This window comes from Rhodococcus sp. C1, from assembly GCF_020809065.1.
In the GTDB taxonomy this organism is placed as follows: domain Bacteria; phylum Actinomycetota; class Actinomycetes; order Mycobacteriales; family Mycobacteriaceae; genus Rhodococcus_F; species Rhodococcus_F qingshengii.
Window position 1 is genome coordinate 6,079,061 of record NZ_CP078080.1, and the last position, 16,547, is coordinate 6,095,607.

Genomic DNA, 16,547 nt, shown 5'->3' on the forward strand with positions numbered 1-16,547 from the left:
CATGCCAGTAATGGGCACCGTGAAATTCCAGCGGTTCTTCAGGGCAGCGGCCGGACTGCAGGTCGACCGGAACGATCTCAAGCGCTATACCGATTTCATCGACGACAAGATCTACGACGTGATCCTGATCGGGAAAGCCTCCGCGAAAGCAAACTTGCGCGACGTGATCGAACCGTGGGACCTGCCGATCACCAAGGGATTACAGGAGAGCATCCACCGGTTCGAAAAACTCGACGAGGAGATCGAACTTCAACCGCTGCTCGATCAGCTCACGGCCCGCCCGCCCTTGGACGTGGCCCTCTCAGAGGAGACAGAGCAACGACTGCCGCTGATCGCAGGAGGGTTGAGCGTAGCGCTGGCGCAAACCTTCGCCACGGTCGAACCGGACCGCAAGAACCCCGGCACAGCCCAATGGACAGTCGCCTTCGACATCTTCCACCTACTTCTGTGATTACCACCCGTCCCGGCTGACAGCGCGTCTGAGTTCGAATATGCTGTCCGGCTGCGAAAATACCGGTGCGATTCAGAACTGCCTGTCAGTTGGCGTCGACGACGGATGATTTCCGGCGAGAGGTGCGGTTTCCGCGCTCGATTCTCGAGCAGCGAGAACTCCAGTGAGGGACTCGATTACAGCCCTCAGATCCTCTGCCGTGAGCGAGTTCGGCTTACACGCCGAACCTCTGACACCGGTAGTCCGCGTGGCCAGGCGGCGAGCAGAACTTGTCGATCGCCGATCACTCCTTCGGCTCATCTGAGAACCTTTCGTCTTCACTTTCTCGATCCCCGCATCGGGCGGGCCCTGAGCACTTCTGGGCGCGCACAGCTCAAGGCCCGGCAAGGAGACCAGTGAGGGTGGTATGGCCTTGCCTTGGCGAACACCCGCCCGATTGTTTGCCCCCTCGAACGGAACGGGTGCCCCCGACCCGACGAAGGTTATTGCGCACTGCTTGTAGACGACAGGGTCGAAAGTCCCAGTTCCATTGTGATGAGCAAGCTTTGACGGTGGCCGAAGTGTTCTCCCTTACAGCCGGTTCAATGTGTGCACGAATATCGACATCGTTCGCAGCGACTCCGACGAACGAGCACCCGCGATGTTCGATGCCCGATCCACCCGCAAACATCGGGAAAAGACCTATTTGGCAAAAGCATTCGGAACAGACGTCTGCAAACCAAATACCAGGCACGGGCCACCTTTCCAGCCACCGCGCCTACTGCGCAGCTAGCGTGACGACCAAGATGTTCACCTTGCCATGCAACGGCCATGTCACTTCTTGGCATCGAAGGCGACTGAACATGATTTATACCGATCGCACTGTTTATGGTTGAAGATGTGCGGACGACATGAACGTCGACTTCGCACGGATAGTGGGTCATCGGTGTTGTGTGCTCAATGCCGACGTCGGTCATACGCCCCGACTCGCACACGCAGAGTCGGGGCTCCGGCGGATCCGTTGCCGCAACGCCGCTACTGACGAAGTGCCGTACCGCGCCGCCCGCTTCGAATCGAGGCCGAAGGCGGCCACCGCTTTTGTCGGGACCAGGCAAAGCAGCGATCTTCAGGGACCGGAACACTTCCCCAAAGCTTCTGGCACTCTCGGTTGCAGAGTGCTAATTCGTGTGGTTATCATGTTCTCGCACAGTAAGTTCGGTCAACCGCCACAGTGGCGGTGACCTTTCTTTTCACGACATGGGAGGTGTGTTGCTGTGCTTCGTTTCGATCCTTTCACCGACATCGACGCGATCACCAAGTCCGTACTCGCCGCGGGAACCGGCAACGGACGCAGTCCACGGTTCATGCCGATGGACCTCTACAAGGTCGAGGACCAATACGTCCTGCACGCCGATCTTCCCGGCGTCGACCCAGGATCAGTGGACGTCCGCATCGACGGCTCGACCCTGACGTTGACCGCGCACCGCACCGCCCTCTCCGAAGAGGGTGTGAGCTGGCTGGCGAGTGAGCGTTTCGCTGGAACATACAAACGGCAGCTGTCCATCAGCGACGACATCGACGCCGAACAGATCGAGGCCTCGTACGACAACGGCGTGTTGACGGTGACGTTGCCGATCGCAGAGAAGGCGAAACCGCGGAGGATCGAGGTCTCCTCCGGACCACCCTCCCGAACCGATAACGCCGGATCGACAACACAGGTGCAGATCGAAGCCTGATCCGCCTGGCCCGAACACCGCTTGATGGTGGGGTGACTCCCGAGGACACGCGATGGGTTCTCGGGCCTCACCCACCATCGCTTCGATCTCCCACTGCACACCCGTGGCGCACACCGGTACATCCACCACACGAAAGAATCAGCGCGAGAACCCTTTAGCTGCCATGACTGCATCCACTATCCCCCCGCACGAACAATCCGACAACACCGACAACACCGAATCCCGCGCGCACACTCCACCCGATTGGTGGGATCACCACCGTCCTATCACCAGCGATGAATACAGCGACATGGCGTTGATGCTCGGTGCACTCTCGATACTGACGTTCTGGATGTTCGGCCTCGGCATCCTCCTCGGTGCCGCCGCCATCGGAACCGCCCTGGCAGCGCGCCGACCCGACACCCCCGGACGCGATCTGGGCGACAACACCGCCGGCGTGGTCGGGATCCTCACCGGCATCGCCGGAATCGCCTTCGGCGCCGTCTTCCTCACTGCAGCACTACCCCACCTGTAGAAAAACCGAATTCGGCACTTGTGAAATCGGATTCGGTTGTGCCGTAACGCGATCACGGTGCGCGCTGGCCAGTGTCGCGGTCGGAGCCCCGATCGCTGTGGTCCTCTACTACGTGCTGCGTTCGATCATCACGAGAGAATAAGGACTGCGCTGGTCAGCTGCACATTCCCATCACGAACCGTCGGCAGGGATCACGACCTCGCCCGCGGTCGCGAACGCCACCGGCAGTAGCGCCTACGAAGCGCTCTCGCGATCATTCATTCGCTTCGTTCGACCGCGTTCGGGTCTCCTTGATGCGTTGCCGCTGCCGAACCCCGTACGTCGCTTCCGTGACGGCATCGTCGTCCTCGAGACCCGACCCGAGAGCCCCACCTATCGTGGCGATCGACGCCAGCAGCCAGGCGAGCGTGAGGTAGTCGGAGAAGTTCACCCCGTGTCCGAGAGTGCGGGCCAGCAGTTCCGGGGGAAGTGTGAGACACGCAGTGAACAACAGTAGGCAGAACAGGGCCACGTGGAGGACGGTCACGCCGATGAACAGGGTGACCACGGTCGAAATGTTGTACAGCACGGATCGATCGCGCTCTTCCGACGACTTCGGCCGCTCCCACAGTTCGTGATCGACGATCAGCCAGAGAATCATCGCCACGATCGACAGGAGCGTAGCCGCGCTCATACGCCAAGGGCCCATCGTGTCGGCGAACAACCAAATCGTACTCGTTGCTAGCGCGATCGCACCCGTGGCAAAGGCACCGACGAGCACCTTCGACAGTCCGGCGACCAGCCTCCACGGGCGGTTCGCCCGCACCATCCCCGACAACAGTCGTAACCGCCGCAGTCCTGATGGCGCGAAGTAACGACTGCCATTCTCCGTCTGCGCACACGGGAACCGTCGCGCCGCGCCCTGCGGCATGAGTTCCGGTTCACCAAGAATGCGGGCTATCGCGAGTTCGGTAACAGCGCGGACGCGGCGCTCGATGTGGATCGCACCCACCCCAGCGACAGAGACAAGCGCGAAGCAATGGCCGGGGCTGACGTCGGCCACCACCGGCAGCGTATCTTCGCGGCGCGGTAGATCAGTGAGGTATACGACGATGTCCTCCCCTTCGGACGACGGATCGACCGCCCCGATGACGTCTGCGAAGTCTGTTTGCTCGTCCGAGAGGTAGGGCTTGCTACGTACACAAGTCGTCCACCGGCGCTCGAGGCGGTCACGGCTTCGTAAACGTTGTGGCAGATACTTCGCTATGCGTTCCGCGAGAGCCGTAGCTTTGCCCGGTTCCGCGATCAACAGCACCGAGGCCTGCTCACCTGCGGCACCAGATCGCTCTCCCTGGAAGTGTTTATTTGTCTTCACCGCCTTCACCTACCCGCCCGGAGCTCCCCCAAACTCCTCGAATCCGTTGTCACTCCGAATCAATGTCGGGCGGGAGGTCGACCGCCGGATGTACCAGGGACGCGTCATCGGCCGGGGCAACGAGACACGCCGCGCACTAAGACACACGTGATCATCCCGAGTCGACACCAACCCGCCAATCAGCTCCAGCACCGAACCACAACACTCCGCAGCACTTCGCCGACTGAGCGCATTGCAGGAGGCGGTGTACACAGAGAAGCGCCGGAGAGACAATCAACTATGGACACCAACGCCTTCCCCGATATTCGGTGGGGTCACGATCGGCGATTGCTCAAGAAGCCACTGAATGCCTTCGTATCGTCGCGGATCGGGTCTTGGTATCTCCGGAAATTGACGCCGATCGACCGAAAACTGCTCGCGCACAGCAAAGGCCGACGAACGATCTTCGGTCCGATGGGGGTGCCGTTGCTGTTGTTGACCACGACCGGAAGGAAAACAGGGCAGCCCCGGACGACGCCTCTCACCTACATGCGCGAAGGGGACCGATTATTTCTGGTCGGTAGTAATTTCGGGCGACCCCATCACCCCGCGTGGTCCGAGAACCTGTTGGCCAATCGGGAGGCGACGGTGACAATCGCAGGGGCCGAGATCCCTGTGAACACAACCTTGTTGACAGGGCAGGAGGCAGAGAGCGTCTTCGAACAGTTCGTCGAATACAACCCTACGTACTCGGTGTACAAGACTCGCACGGCACGTAATCTTCGAGTGTTCGCTCTCGAACGGCGCCAAACCTGATTCCCCGCAACAAGAACAACCCCTTACTCCCGATCGGCCGGTATCGACGGAATCGCCCCGGCGAGTCCGGGGACTTCGATGTACCCCAAGTTTCGTGGAGCCGTCATTTTTACGTCAGGCTACGGGTTGACGTGTGACGTGTAGGTTCTCGAACTCGATCGGTGTCAGCATCCCGAGGGCACTGTGACGGCGTTAGCGATTGCGGAAGATCTCGAAGTACTCGAACGTGGAGTCGGCCAATTCGGTCCTCGTTTTCCGTCGTTTTCGATTCAAGAGTTCGGTTTACATGCTGCCCCATAAAGATTCGATCACGGCGTGTTCATAGCAATCGCCGATCGATCCCATAGACGGGACCAGCCCTGAGTCGTGCGGGGTACATCATTCCCCGGAAACTACGGTGCGATTCAGTGACACGGGTGCCGACGGTGATGGAGGCGGCGGCCGCGGAGCGGTGTGTGTGGCTCATCGGTTGGACGTGTGCGTGCTGCCCGATGAGCCGTGCGCCCGTGGCCGGCAATGAGTGAGCATCCGAACAGCATGAAGGACCGGCCGTCCGTGTTGTGCGGGCTGTCAAGGGCTAGCTAGAGCTTCTTGTCGAGAACAGGTCCGAGCACGCCCTGCGCGGCCGAGACGATCGTCCGCGGTGGTAATCGGAAGCGCTCAAGTGCGCACGAACCGTTTTCCTCTCCATGCTCCATCGAGCAAGGATTTGGTCAGCCGTGATCGGCGATTCTGCTCGGTCATGCGTCGGTGGTGTTGGCCTGAAAGGTTTCCGCTCGTTCAGCGGGTGAGGAAGTCGACGGCGGCGGGTGCGAATGTGTCGTGGTGTTGGAATATGCCGCCGTGCCCGGAGTCGGGGTAGATGATCAGTTCGCTTGCGGGGATTCGGCGGTGCAGGTCTTCGGAGAGGGTTGAGGGCACCATTCGGTCGTTGTCGCCGTTGGCGATGAGGGTGGGTGCGGTGATGGCCGACAGGTTTTCCGGTGTGGAGCGGCCCCACTTCTTGATCGCTGTGAGTTGGGTCTGAAAGGCCTTGACCGAGACGGGCGCATCTCGGTCGTCGGTGCGTTCCTTCAGGCGTTCGACGAATGCTGTGGCGGCGCGTTTGCCGGCGGTGTTGCGGTTGAAGAACAGGAATTCTTTCGGGTCGGACCGGGTCAGGGTAGCTCGAAGAATGTCGTAATAGGTTGTGCGGGCGACTTTGTCGATGTCCTTACCGCCGGCGGGGCCGGTCCCGGTGAGGACAAGTCTGCGCACGAGTTCGGGGTGCTCGAGCACGAGGGCTTGGGCGATCATGCCGCCGAGGGAGAACGAAAAGATATCGACCGTACCGAGTCCGAGCGCTGTGATGAAGGTGACGGCGTCGTCGGCCATCGCCTCGATGCTGTCGGGAACTTTCCCGGTAGAGGCGCCGACGCCGCGGTTGTCGAAGGCGATGACACGGCGCTTTTTCGCGATGGGGTCGATGATTCGCGGATCCCAGTTGTCGAGGTTCGCGGCGAGGTGGACGAAGAAGACGACGGGGATTTCGCCCTTCGGTCCGAGTTCGCGGTACGCGTAGGTGACGCCGCCGGCGGTGATGGTGCGGGTCGGCGCCTTCGCATAGGACGTGATGACGGGGTCGTTGCCGGTACTCATGGATTTGTCCTTATGTCGGTTGAGGTTTCGAGGTTTCGGGTGTTACTGATGACAGCTTTACCCCGGATGCCACCCTTGCTCAGTGTCCGGAGGCCTTGGGGTGTCTCCTCGAACGGGAAGACCTGCCCGAGGACGGGGCGGAGTGCGCCGTCGTCGACGAGTTCGGCGATGTTGCGGAGTTGGTCACCGCTGGCGTGCATGAAGAGGAACTCGTAGCTCACACCCAGCTTGCGAGCTTGGCGGCGGATACTGGAGCTCAGTCCGGTGATCGCGAGGCGCAGTAGCGGATTGAGCCCGATCTCGCGGGCGAAGGCTGGATCCGGCGGCCCGGAAATCCCGATAGCCTTTCCTCCTGGCTTGAGTACGCGGAGGGATTTCTTGAGGTTCTCGCCGCCGAGGCTGTCGAGCACCACGTCGTAGCTGTGGAGGACCTGTTCGAAGTCCTCATTGTGGTAGTCGATGACTGTGTCGGCACCGAGGGCTCGAACGAAGTCCGCGTTTCGGGCGCTGGCTGTGGTTGCGACCGTGGCGCCGAGGTGTTTGGCGAGCTGAATCGCGATAGATCCGACACCGCCGGCGCCAGCGTGGATGAGGACTCTCTGTCCTGGCTGCACGTTGGCGCGCTCGACCAGTGCCTGCCACGCGGTCAGTGCCACCAGAGGCATGGATGCTGCTTCCGTCATGCTGATTGTTGCCGGTTTGAGGGCAAGATCGGCCTCCGTCACTGCGATACGCTCCGCGAATGTTCCGATGCGATCCTTGTCGGGTCGAGCAAATACTTCGTCGCCGGGTTTGAACGACTGAACCTTCGGCCCGACCTCGATGACGACGCCGGCGAGGTCGTTGCCGAGGATCAACGGAAGCCTGTACGGGAGTATCTGCTTGAACTCACCGGTGCGGATCTTCTCGTCGAGTTGGTTCAGCCCGGCTGCTTCTACTCGCACGAGCACGTCACGCTCACCGACAACTGGCTCCGGCACGTCGGATTCTTGCAGTGGCCCTTTATATTTGGTGACGACGAACGCTTTCATGTCTTTGGTTCCTTCGGCTAGGGCGACGGGAAGGGCGGGGAGGCGTCGCGGCTCTGTTTTCCGCGACGCCTCCGCTTGGCTACTGCTGCGGCGCTGCAGTTCCGAGTTGCGGGTAGAGAGCTTCGATGGGCGCACTGAGTCCAGCTTTGACCTGAGCGGATGCTTCGTCGGCGAGGACTTCGTACTCGCCTGCCTCGACCGCGTCGAACACGGTGCGTACGAGGTCCGCTGGATCAGTTTTGGGGTCGGTGGAGTGCGCGGCCATGGGGGTGTCGACCCAGCCGACGTGGACGCCGACGACGTGGACGCCTGCGGGTGCGAGTTCGAGGCGAAGTGAGTTGGTCGCAGACCATAGTGCAGCTTTGGTGGCGCTGTAGATACCCGCGACGGCGTACCAACTCAGCAGCGAGTGGATGTCTATGATGACCGACTCGTCCTGGGCTGTAAGGATCGGCGCGAAGGCGCGGGCGAGAAAGAGGGGGCCGAGGAAGTTTGTTTCGACATTGGCGCGGATTTCCTCGTCGGTATGGGTGAGGATGCCCGTGCTGGAGGTGGAAGTGCCGGCGTTGTTGATCAGAACGGTCACGTCCGATGCGGCGGAAACGACAGCTTCGATGGATGCGGGATTGGTGACGTCGAGGGCGAGGGGGACGATCCGTTCGTCGTCCCACGTACGAGGAGTGCGAGCGGTGGCATATACCTTCGACGCACCGCGAGCGAGGGCTTCGTGGACGAAGTGCGTGCCGATGCCGCCGTTTGCTCCGGTGACGAGGACAACGGATCCGTTGAGTGAGGGCATGTCAGGTTCCTTGGGTTACGTGGCGGATGGTCAGACGTGTGCGAGGGTCGGGTAGTCGGTGTACCCCGCTTCGCCGCCGCCGTAGAGGGTGGTCGGGTCCACAGTGTTCAGTGGCGCTCCCAGGCGTAGACGGTCGACGACATCGGGGTTCGCCAGTGCGAACTGCCCCAGCGGCGCGATGTCAGCCAGACCGGCGTCGATGTCGCCGGAGATCTGCTCACGCGTGCGCCCGAAGCGCACGACCAGGACAGCGGTCGGCCACACGTCACGGAACGAGCGGAGCAAATCGTCGTCACCGACATGATGGACGTGGAGGTAGGCAAGGCTCAGTGCCGCGAGTTCCCCGACCAGGTGCGTGTACTGGGCGCGCACGCTCCCGATCTCACCTTCGTCGATCCCGCCCAACGGCATCGACGGGGAAATCCGGATCCCCACCCGATCGGCTCCGATTTCTTCTGCCACTGCCGCGGCGACCTCGATCACGAAGCGAGACCGGTTTTCCACCGATCCGCCGTACTGATCAGTGCGGTGGTTCGAGTTCGGGGAGAGGAATTGGTGCAGCAAATACCCGTTCGCAGCGTGAATCTCCACCCCGTCTGCGCCGGCTGCGATCGCAGATGCCGCAGCATGCCGGAAATCGGCGATCGTCGTCTCAATGTCGGAGATGCTCATCTCCCGCGGCACCGGAGTCTTCTGCGGACCGGTCGCGGTGAACATGTCCTGATCAGCCGAGATGGCCGAGGGGGCTACCGGCGGACGGTGATGTGTTGTGTTGTCCGGGTGCGACATCCGGCCGACGTGCATCAGCTGGATGAACAGCGCACCGCCACCATCATGGACGGCCTCGGCGACGTGTGACCAGCCCTCGATATGAGCCGGAGTGTAGATCCCAGGCGTGTTCGGGTAACCCTGCCCGTCGTCGGAGGGCTGGGTGCCCTCGGTGATGACCAGTCCGAGCGAGGCGCGCTGGCCGTAGTAGGTCGCTACGAGCGGGCCCGGGGTGCCGTCCGGGTTTGCTCGGTTGCGGGTCATCGGCGCCAAGGCGAGTCGGTGCGGGAGTTCGACGCGTCCGAGGGCGAACGGTTGCCAGAGTGAAGGTGATGTCATGAGCGGGGTGCTCCTCAGGTAAATCGGTCAGGTAGGTCATCGGTGCGATGCAGAGGTGATGTCTCGTGGGACGATCAAGGGGACATCTGAACCGCATCAATATTGACTACAGTCATAACTGAATGTACTCAATATCTATTCCCGAAGGATATCCGTCATGCCATCCGCTTCCCAGCCAGCCGGAAGGCGCGAGCGAAACAAGCAGCAGAAACTTGTCCGTATTACCGCCGCTGCCAGCGAACTCTTCGCCGAGTACGGCGTCGACGATGTCACCACCCAACAGATCGCCGAGAAGGCGGACGTCGGTACCGGGACGGTGTTCCTGTACGCCAAGACGAAAGGCGAGTTGCTCCTACTTGTGCAGAACGCGAACTACAGCGAAGCACTCGCGCGGGGCCGCACGGATGCCGAAAACATCTCCGACGTACTCGACGCGGTGATGGCGATCATCGGCCCGATCGTGGAATGCAACCGCACCCAGATCGACAACGGACGCACCTACCTGCGGGAGATGGTGTTCGGCAACCCCGAGGAACCCCACCATGCGGAAGCGCTCACCATCGTCGGCCAGACCGAAGAAGCCATCGCAGCAGTGCTGCGCCGAGGCGGTCAAATCGGAGAGGCCGAGGCTGCAACGCGGGCGCACGTGGTGTCGGCGATCATGTTCCTCGCAATGGCGGCCACCGTAAACATCGCTCGTACTGTCGACGAAATCAGGGGGGAGATCAAGGCCCAGGTGGCCGCTCTTCTGCCGCACTGATGCCCTGCGCCACGGCACTGTCACTTCTGGCGCCGATCGCGGAGACTTGCCGATCGAAACCAAATGCCCTCAGCGTCCTCATGCGAGGCCGGTGCGCGCTTGGACGCGGTTACACAGGTCTATGATGCGAGAATCAAATACCCTCTTGGCCAATCGAATTGAGTTTCGCATGTGAGCGACTCCGCCAGGATCGACGGGTCGATCCTGTACTTGCCGAAACCTATTCACTATTGTTGTCCACCGACTTCGATCCGCGGTCGACGCTCAAAGAGCCCCGCGCCTGAAAACTACGGCAAGTTCTGCATCTTGACCGACTTCAGACCTGACTCGTTGCTGCACTCGTAATGCCGTAGCCACCGAAGGCGAAAGGGACCGCACAAGCTTTCCCCAACAAATGCGCCTGCCCGCATCCAATCTACGATACAAACAAGGCCGCGAGCGAAATACTGTGCAAGAAAAAATGTTTCAAGAATTCAATGCTTCGCGGCGGATGTCGCGAATAGCTCGAGCGATGGCTTGCCCACCCCCGATCGACTACCGGCGCCGACGACGCATCTTCCCGGCCCCCTCTGATATCGGGCGCAATCACACTCGACTCCTCGCTCGCGCGGCAAACGCCTACCTGACCGAAGCCTTCACATGGAAAATCCAGCGCTACATCTGGCAACCCCTGACCGGCAGCGACCCACTCGTAACCTACGGCGCTGCTCTGCTCCACGGCCCCGCCGCCTATAGCTACCGCAAATTGTGCTGACGATGCCTGCCGACCTGCAAGACAAATCCGGCGAGGCCGCCCATAGGCTCCTACTCAAGCATCGAATCGGTGAACCCACTAGCTAAACAACACAATTCAGTGTAATCCGGAACATGGGCGGCCCGAGGACGCGAAGAACACTACCTTCGAGACATCGGCCGCAGCGACCTCCGAAGAACTAGTCTGTCACTCACACTCGCGGCCTCGACGGCAGGCGACCCCGAAGAATTTGTCCATCTAGCGCTCTCCGGTGAAATGGTTGCCGCACTTCGACTCTGCCGATTCACCGAAACCGCCCTCTGCGCGTGGGAGACAGAGGCTGCAGCAACTTTAGGAATCCGAAGCACTCAAATCAGCCGAGAATGCGCGTACCTCTCCAAGTCACTCGGAACGGAAATCTTCGCTCGAAGAATGCCCAATGGGACTCGCGAACTCACACCCACAGGCACTGCGCTGCACAACCTCGCCCGGGCGAACATCGACAAACTACGCCGTCGCCAGCTACGAACCACCCTGCGCAGACTAGACACTGAAGAACCACGCTCACGATTTCTTCAACGCGACCCAGTCGCCGCACTGTACCTCAGGTCGACAAGTTCCGTACACAAATCAAACTGCCCCAGATCCGGACGGTGTGTGCTGGGCCTACATCCGCGCTTCGTCCCAACATCGACATAATCGCTGGTGCTCGCCCCGAATCCCACCATGACCGATTCTTGTCCCACCTTCAGGCGATGGCGGCAGCAGCTATCCCCGCGCCATATCGACGAACTTCGAGAGATGAAGCTGGTGCGCCACAGTGATTGTCGCGGTCGGGCCGTTACGGTGCTTACCCAGAATCAGGTCGGCTTCACCGCCACGGGGATCGTCTCGCTCGGTCGCGTCGGGGCGGTACAGCAGAATCACCATGTCGGCGTCCTGCTCGAGTGAACCGGACTCACGAAGGTCGGCGACCTGGGGACGCTTGTCGGTTCGCTGCTCGGGACCACGGTTGAGCTGACAGATCGCGACAACCGGAACTTCGAGCTCCTTCGCCAAAAGCTTTAGGCTACGTGAGAATTCGGAGACTTCCTGCTGACGGGACTCGACCTTTTTACCGGAGCTCATCAGCTGGAGGTAGTCGATGACGATCAGGCGAATGTCGTGTTTCTGCTTGAGCCGCCGCGCTTTTGCGCGAATTTCCATCATGGTGAGGTTGGGGGAGTCATCGATGAAGAGCGGCGCCTCGCTGATCTCACTCATACGACGCGCGAGCTTGGTCCAGTCGTCGTCGGTCATCTTTCCGGAGCGCATGTCGCCGAGCTTGATCTTTGCCTCTGCGGACAGCAGACGCATGACGATCTCGGTTTTGCTCATTTCCAACGAGAACATGACGCTGGCCATGCCGTGCGTGATGGAGCAGGAACGCAGGAAATCCATTCCGAGCGTGGAATTGTGCGTCGGGACCATCGAATGACCGGCCAGGTACATGTGGTCGGCGTTGTCGACCTCGACGCAGCGAACCGGAACACTCGCAATTGGTCGAACATCGACAATGTAGCGCGATCCGCTGCGCGCAGTGCTTTTACTCGCTCGACGCTCCTTGTGCAGCATCGCTTTCCGCGTAAGACCGAACACTTCGTCATCAGTCGAGAAGGTCAAGGTGAATGCAGTCGACGAAGCCTCGGTGCGACCGTTGACTCGCTTTGTGCTCATTTGGCAGCGATAGCCAAGACTGACCACTAATTCCTGGGCATCGCGGACGAGGCGCTCGTTGGTTACCGAAAACTGAACGGAGCCACCGGCAGTCACAGTTCCATCAGTGTCGAGAAGCCCCGCAAGAACCGCACGACGCTGCGCCTCAGACCCACGGAGATACTGGACAGGGATGTGCTTGTTGCCCAGAACACCGACCGTACGTAGGCGTCCTTGAACCGTGCCGTACTCATTGCGGCACTTCTGGCACAGTCGCAGCCCGATCGAAGGTCCACCACAGTGTGAACAGGTTGGCGCAGGTACAGGGTCAGACATGAAATGTGCTTTGCCGCCGCATGATTGACCGCACGTTCGCACCTGACTGGTGAACGGCACGAAGCTCTTTCCGCACACAACGCAATCGCGCGGAGCGACGGGATCTTCCGGGGCTAATTGAAGGCTGTAGCGCAAATGCGCCGACTTGGACGGAACTGCAACCAGGCCTTCGGCCTCGATCAACATGATGATCTCAGGATCAGCAGTGGTGAATTGTGCGCAGGCAGTAGAACCGTCACCTAGCCAAGCGCCAAGTGTGTAGGGCGGGACAAGGAGATCCTGCGTTGGTAGGTCGAGCGGCTTGGCATTCACGACAGAGTGATTAACGCGGCCATCCGCCGTTGCGCATCGCACCGTCGATGCGATCTCCGCCGTGGTTCGGACCTCGGCGAATGTCTTTTGATTCTTATAGCGGTTGTAACCTGTCTTGGCGTTCTGCGCTGAACGGCGCGAAGCACGCGTCTCCGTCAACCACTGATGCTGCTCGTCGGCCACCAACACTGTTCCATCGGAAAACTCGACCTCGTAGCAAGGACGGTCAACCATCACGTCGGTAGCGGCAACAACCCGCGTCGGCTTGCCGTGGTTGTCGATCAACAGATCGCCGACAGCAACGTCACCCATCGTGGTCCAGCCACTGGGCGTCGCGAGGGGAGTATCGAGGGCAAGCGCCTTGCCCACACCAGGACGGGCCGCGACGATAATCATCTGACCAGCGTGAAGGCCGTTGGTGATCTCGTCGAGATCCTTGAATCCGGTGGGCACACCGAGGGAAATTCCGCCGCGGCTGGCGATGGAGTCGATCTCGTCCATCGTGGGCTGGAGGAGCTCGGTGAGGGGTACGAAGTCCTCGGTGGTTCGACGCTCGGTGACCTCGAAGATCTCGGCCTGCGCGCGGTCGACAACCTCAGCCACGTCCTGGCCCTCGGTGCCGGCGTAGCCGTACTGGACGATGCGAGTACCGGCGTCGACGAGACGACGCAGCACGGACTTCTCGGCGACGATCTCGGCATAGAAGGCTGCGTTGGCGGCAGTGGGCACTGTCTGGGTCAGCGTCACCAGGTAGGCAGCACCACCGATACGGCGGAGCTCACCTCGACGGTCGAGCTCGGCGGAGACCGTCACCGGGTCGGCGGGCTCGCCACGGCTGTAGAGGTCCAGGATCACGTCGTAGACGGACTGGTGGGCGGGCCGGTAGAAGTCACCCGGACGCAGTACCTCGAGGACGTCAGCGATGGCGTCCTTGCTCAGCAGCATGCCGCCGAGCACCGACTGCTCGGCAGTCATGTCCTGAGGTGGCTGGCGTCCGAACTCCTGGTCGGGCTCGGCCTCGGGAGGGCCCGGGTAGTCCGGCCCTGAGAAGTCGGAAGGTCCTCGATCATCTACAACAGCCACAAGCGAGACCTTCCCGTAAAACACTCGACGACACTGCCAGAAACCGCAGCGCCCTCATCATTTGTACCTGCCCCCACCGACATCCCCTAGCCGCATTCGGCCAGGCTGTAGATAGACGCCGAGATGACGTTAGGGACTAGTAGGTCCGCATACAAACCGGACTGTGGATAAAGCTGTGGATGCTTTGTGGAAACTCCCGCCCCACGGTGTGCACCGCCTGTGGAGCATTTGGGGACTACTTTGCTTAGTAACTACAAAAGACCAGGTAGATGGCTATCCACAATTTCACAGGCCTGTTGATGAAAATAGTTTTTCCACAGTCGGCGCGTCGGCGTGTCGGGCGTGTTGCCTCGCCCGATTCGTCACTGATCACCAAGTCGAACATCACAGTGTGAGAGTTATCCCCAGGTCCGATTCGGGACGCTGCCAGGCGGCACACCGCACCCCGAAACAAAACGTCGGGCCCCACACACCGAAGTGTGCGGGGCCCGACGAGACGAACAGTCGACTATGCGCCGACGACGTTCAGGTTGAACTTGGCAACCACATCGGGGTGCAGGTTCACGACCACTGCGTGCTTGCCCGTGTTCTTGATGTGAGCCTTCGGCAACACGATGGAGCGCTTGTCGACAACCGGTCCACCGGCAGCCTTGATCGCAGCAGCGACGTCAGCGACGGTAACCGAACCGAAGAGCTTGCCCGAGCCACCGGCGGTCTTGACCGTCAGCGTTACGGACTCGAGGCCCTCGATAGCTGCCTTGAGCTCCTTGGCGTGATCCAGGCCGCGCACAGCGCGCGCTTCCTGTGCACGACGGATGCCCTCGACCTGCTTCTCGGCGCCACGGGTGGCGACGATTGCCAGTCCGCGGGGGAGCAGGTAGTTACGGCCGTAGCCGTCCTTGACCTCCACGGTGTCGCCAGGCGCACCGAGGTTGTCCACGTCAGCGGTGAGGATGAGCTTCATGTTCTTTCCTCCCTTTCCTTAGCGAGCCACGGTGGCGTAAGGCAGCAGTGCTACCTCACGTGAGTTCTTGACGGCAATGGCAACGTCGCGCTGGTGCTGGACGCAATTGCCGGTGACACGGCGAGCACGGATCTTTCCGCGATCGCTGACGTACTTACGAAGCAACGTCGTGTCCTTGTAGTTGATCTGCGTGTTCTTCTCTTTGCAGAAGGTGCAGACCTTCTTCTTCATAACCTTGTCGCGCAAGGGCGGCTTCGGCATGTCTTTGCTCTTTTCTGGATGTTCCTGATCAGGTACGGATCAGAAGGGCGGTTCGTCGCTGCCCGCACCACCGAAGGAGCCCGAAGCCTGAGGCGCACTGCCCCAAGGATCGTCTCCACCCGAAGGTGCAGCGCTCGGACGTCCGCCACCCGATCCGCCGGAGGAACCGCCGAAGTTGCCGCCTCCACCGCCGCCACCACGGTTGGCCTTGTTGACCTTTGCCGTGGCGTACTTCAGTGAAGGACCGATTTCATCGACTTCGAGCTCGACGACAGTTCGCTTTTCGCCCTCGCGAGTTTCGTACGAACGCTGCTTGAGCCGGCCGCTCACGATTACTCGTGAACCACGGGTCAAGCTCTCCGCGACGTTCTCGGCTGCTTCGCGCCAGATGTTGCAACGCATGAACAGCGCATCGCCGTCTTTCCATTCATTGGAATTACGGTCGAAGGTGCGGGGCGTGGAAGCAACCGTGAAGTTTGCAACCGCGGCACCCGCCGGGGTGAAACGAAGTTCAGGATCAGCCGTCAGGTTTCCGATGACGGTGATGATGGTGTCGCCAGCCATGTGGTTCCTCCTGCATTGATGTAAGACCGTTGGGCGCGAGAGTAGAGCTCGCTACCGACAGTAATTACTTGTTGTGGCGCAGAACCTTCGTGCGCAGAACCGACTCGTTCAGACCGAGCTGACGATCGAGCTCAGCGACGGTGGCGGGAGTGGCGTTGATGTCGATCACCGCGTAGATACCTTCAGCATGCTTCAGGATCTCGTAGGCGAGACGACGCTTACCCCAGACATCGACCTTGTCGATCGTGCCGCCGTGCTGGCGCACAACATTGAGGAACGTATCCAGTGAAGGAGCGACAGTGCGCTCGTCCAGGCTGGGGTCAAGGATGACCATCAATTCGTAATGACGCATAAGACCTCATCACCTCCTGTGGACTAAGTGAAAACGGCCACGGACTATCCGTGGCAGGAGGGTCGTTGCGTCAGCAACCCTCG

The 16,547-nt window shown here is 60.8% G+C and carries 16 protein-coding genes; 6 read left to right on the forward strand and 10 right to left on the reverse strand.

All coding sequences use genetic code 11. The annotated features are described in order from the left end of the window. Window positions 1-10: 10 nt before the first annotated feature. The 3 genes from KTR60_RS28145 (at window position 11) to KTR60_RS28155 (ending at window position 2,680) form a co-directional block, all read left to right on the forward strand. The gene (locus tag KTR60_RS28145; RefSeq protein WP_024487875.1) at window positions 11-451 is read left to right on the forward strand and encodes a DUF1931 family protein; all 441 of its coding nucleotides are present in this window, start codon (window positions 11-13) and stop codon (window positions 449-451) included. Between the two features lie 1,253 nt (window positions 452-1,704). Beyond that, window positions 1,705-2,166, forward strand: a complete 462-nt coding sequence (locus KTR60_RS28150; protein ID WP_042448063.1) for an Hsp20/alpha crystallin family protein — start codon at window positions 1,705-1,707, stop codon at window positions 2,164-2,166. A 163-nt stretch (window positions 2,167-2,329) separates the two neighbouring features. Beyond that, window positions 2,330-2,680 carry a hypothetical protein gene (locus KTR60_RS28155; RefSeq protein WP_039973505.1) on the forward strand — a complete coding sequence of 117 codons (351 nt, stop codon included), beginning with the start codon at window positions 2,330-2,332 and terminating at the stop codon, window positions 2,678-2,680. 253 nt (window positions 2,681-2,933) lie between these two features. On the opposite strand, the gene KTR60_RS28160 is transcribed toward KTR60_RS28155, so the two are convergent. Then, window positions 2,934-4,034 (reverse strand): membrane protein, encoded by a 1,101-nt coding sequence (locus KTR60_RS28160; RefSeq protein WP_039973504.1) that lies wholly within the window; start codon window positions 4,032-4,034, stop codon window positions 2,934-2,936. Window positions 4,035-4,313: 279 nt separating this feature from the next. On the opposite strand from KTR60_RS28160, the gene KTR60_RS28165 reads away from it, so the two are divergent. Further along, on the forward strand, window positions 4,314-4,829 hold the full coding sequence (locus KTR60_RS28165) for a nitroreductase family deazaflavin-dependent oxidoreductase (protein ID WP_047272444.1): 516 nt from the start codon (window positions 4,314-4,316) through the stop codon (window positions 4,827-4,829). A gap of 780 nt (window positions 4,830-5,609) precedes the next feature. On the opposite strand, the gene KTR60_RS28170 is transcribed toward KTR60_RS28165, so the two are convergent. The 4 genes from KTR60_RS28170 to KTR60_RS28185 form a co-directional block, all read right to left on the reverse strand. Next, complete coding sequence (locus KTR60_RS28170; RefSeq protein WP_064113704.1) at window positions 5,610-6,467, reverse strand: alpha/beta fold hydrolase; 858 nt, start codon at window positions 6,465-6,467, stop codon at window positions 5,610-5,612. Continuing rightward, a complete protein-coding gene (locus KTR60_RS28175; RefSeq protein WP_007735538.1) occupies window positions 6,464-7,498 on the reverse strand; it encodes an NADP-dependent oxidoreductase in 1,035 nt (344 codons plus the stop codon). The genes KTR60_RS28170 and KTR60_RS28175 overlap by 4 nt, the downstream gene beginning before the upstream one ends. Before the next feature lie 79 nt (window positions 7,499-7,577). Then, window positions 7,578-8,297 (reverse strand): SDR family oxidoreductase, encoded by a 720-nt coding sequence (locus KTR60_RS28180; RefSeq protein ID WP_007735537.1) that lies wholly within the window; start codon window positions 8,295-8,297, stop codon window positions 7,578-7,580. 30 nt (window positions 8,298-8,327) lie between these two features. Then, window positions 8,328-9,404 (reverse strand): alkene reductase, encoded by a 1,077-nt coding sequence (locus KTR60_RS28185; protein ID WP_228401506.1) that lies wholly within the window; start codon window positions 9,402-9,404, stop codon window positions 8,328-8,330. Window positions 9,405-9,561: 157 nt separating this feature from the next. On the opposite strand from KTR60_RS28185, the gene KTR60_RS28190 reads away from it, so the two are divergent. Together KTR60_RS28190 and KTR60_RS28195 are read left to right on the forward strand one after the other, a co-directional pair. Next, a complete protein-coding gene (locus KTR60_RS28190) occupies window positions 9,562-10,164 on the forward strand; it encodes a TetR/AcrR family transcriptional regulator (RefSeq protein ID WP_007735533.1) in 603 nt (200 codons plus the stop codon). A 511-nt stretch (window positions 10,165-10,675) separates the two neighbouring features. Then, window positions 10,676-10,918: a hypothetical protein gene (locus KTR60_RS28195; protein ID WP_134929588.1), complete on the forward strand. Its 243-nt coding sequence runs from the start codon at window positions 10,676-10,678 to the stop codon at window positions 10,916-10,918. Window positions 10,919-11,665: 747 nt separating this feature from the next. Here the strand turns inward: KTR60_RS28195 and dnaB are convergent. The 5 genes from dnaB to rpsF form a co-directional block, all read right to left on the reverse strand. Continuing rightward, window positions 11,666-14,323, reverse strand: a complete 2,658-nt coding sequence (dnaB, locus tag KTR60_RS28200) for a replicative DNA helicase (protein WP_416309249.1) — start codon at window positions 14,321-14,323, stop codon at window positions 11,666-11,668. A 508-nt stretch (window positions 14,324-14,831) separates the two neighbouring features. After that, a complete protein-coding gene (gene rplI, locus KTR60_RS28205) occupies window positions 14,832-15,287 on the reverse strand; it encodes a 50S ribosomal protein L9 (protein ID WP_007735531.1) in 456 nt (151 codons plus the stop codon). 18 nt (window positions 15,288-15,305) lie between these two features. Beyond that, the gene (gene rpsR / locus KTR60_RS28210) at window positions 15,306-15,548 is read right to left on the reverse strand and encodes a 30S ribosomal protein S18 (protein ID WP_003941245.1); all 243 of its coding nucleotides are present in this window, start codon (window positions 15,546-15,548) and stop codon (window positions 15,306-15,308) included. A 39-nt stretch (window positions 15,549-15,587) separates the two neighbouring features. Continuing rightward, window positions 15,588-16,112 (reverse strand): single-stranded DNA-binding protein, encoded by a 525-nt coding sequence (locus KTR60_RS28215; protein ID WP_003941248.1) that lies wholly within the window; start codon window positions 16,110-16,112, stop codon window positions 15,588-15,590. Window positions 16,113-16,176: 64 nt separating this feature from the next. Then, window positions 16,177-16,464: a 30S ribosomal protein S6 gene (gene rpsF, locus KTR60_RS28220; protein WP_003941237.1), complete on the reverse strand. Its 288-nt coding sequence runs from the start codon at window positions 16,462-16,464 to the stop codon at window positions 16,177-16,179. Window positions 16,465-16,547: the final 83 nt, after the last annotated feature.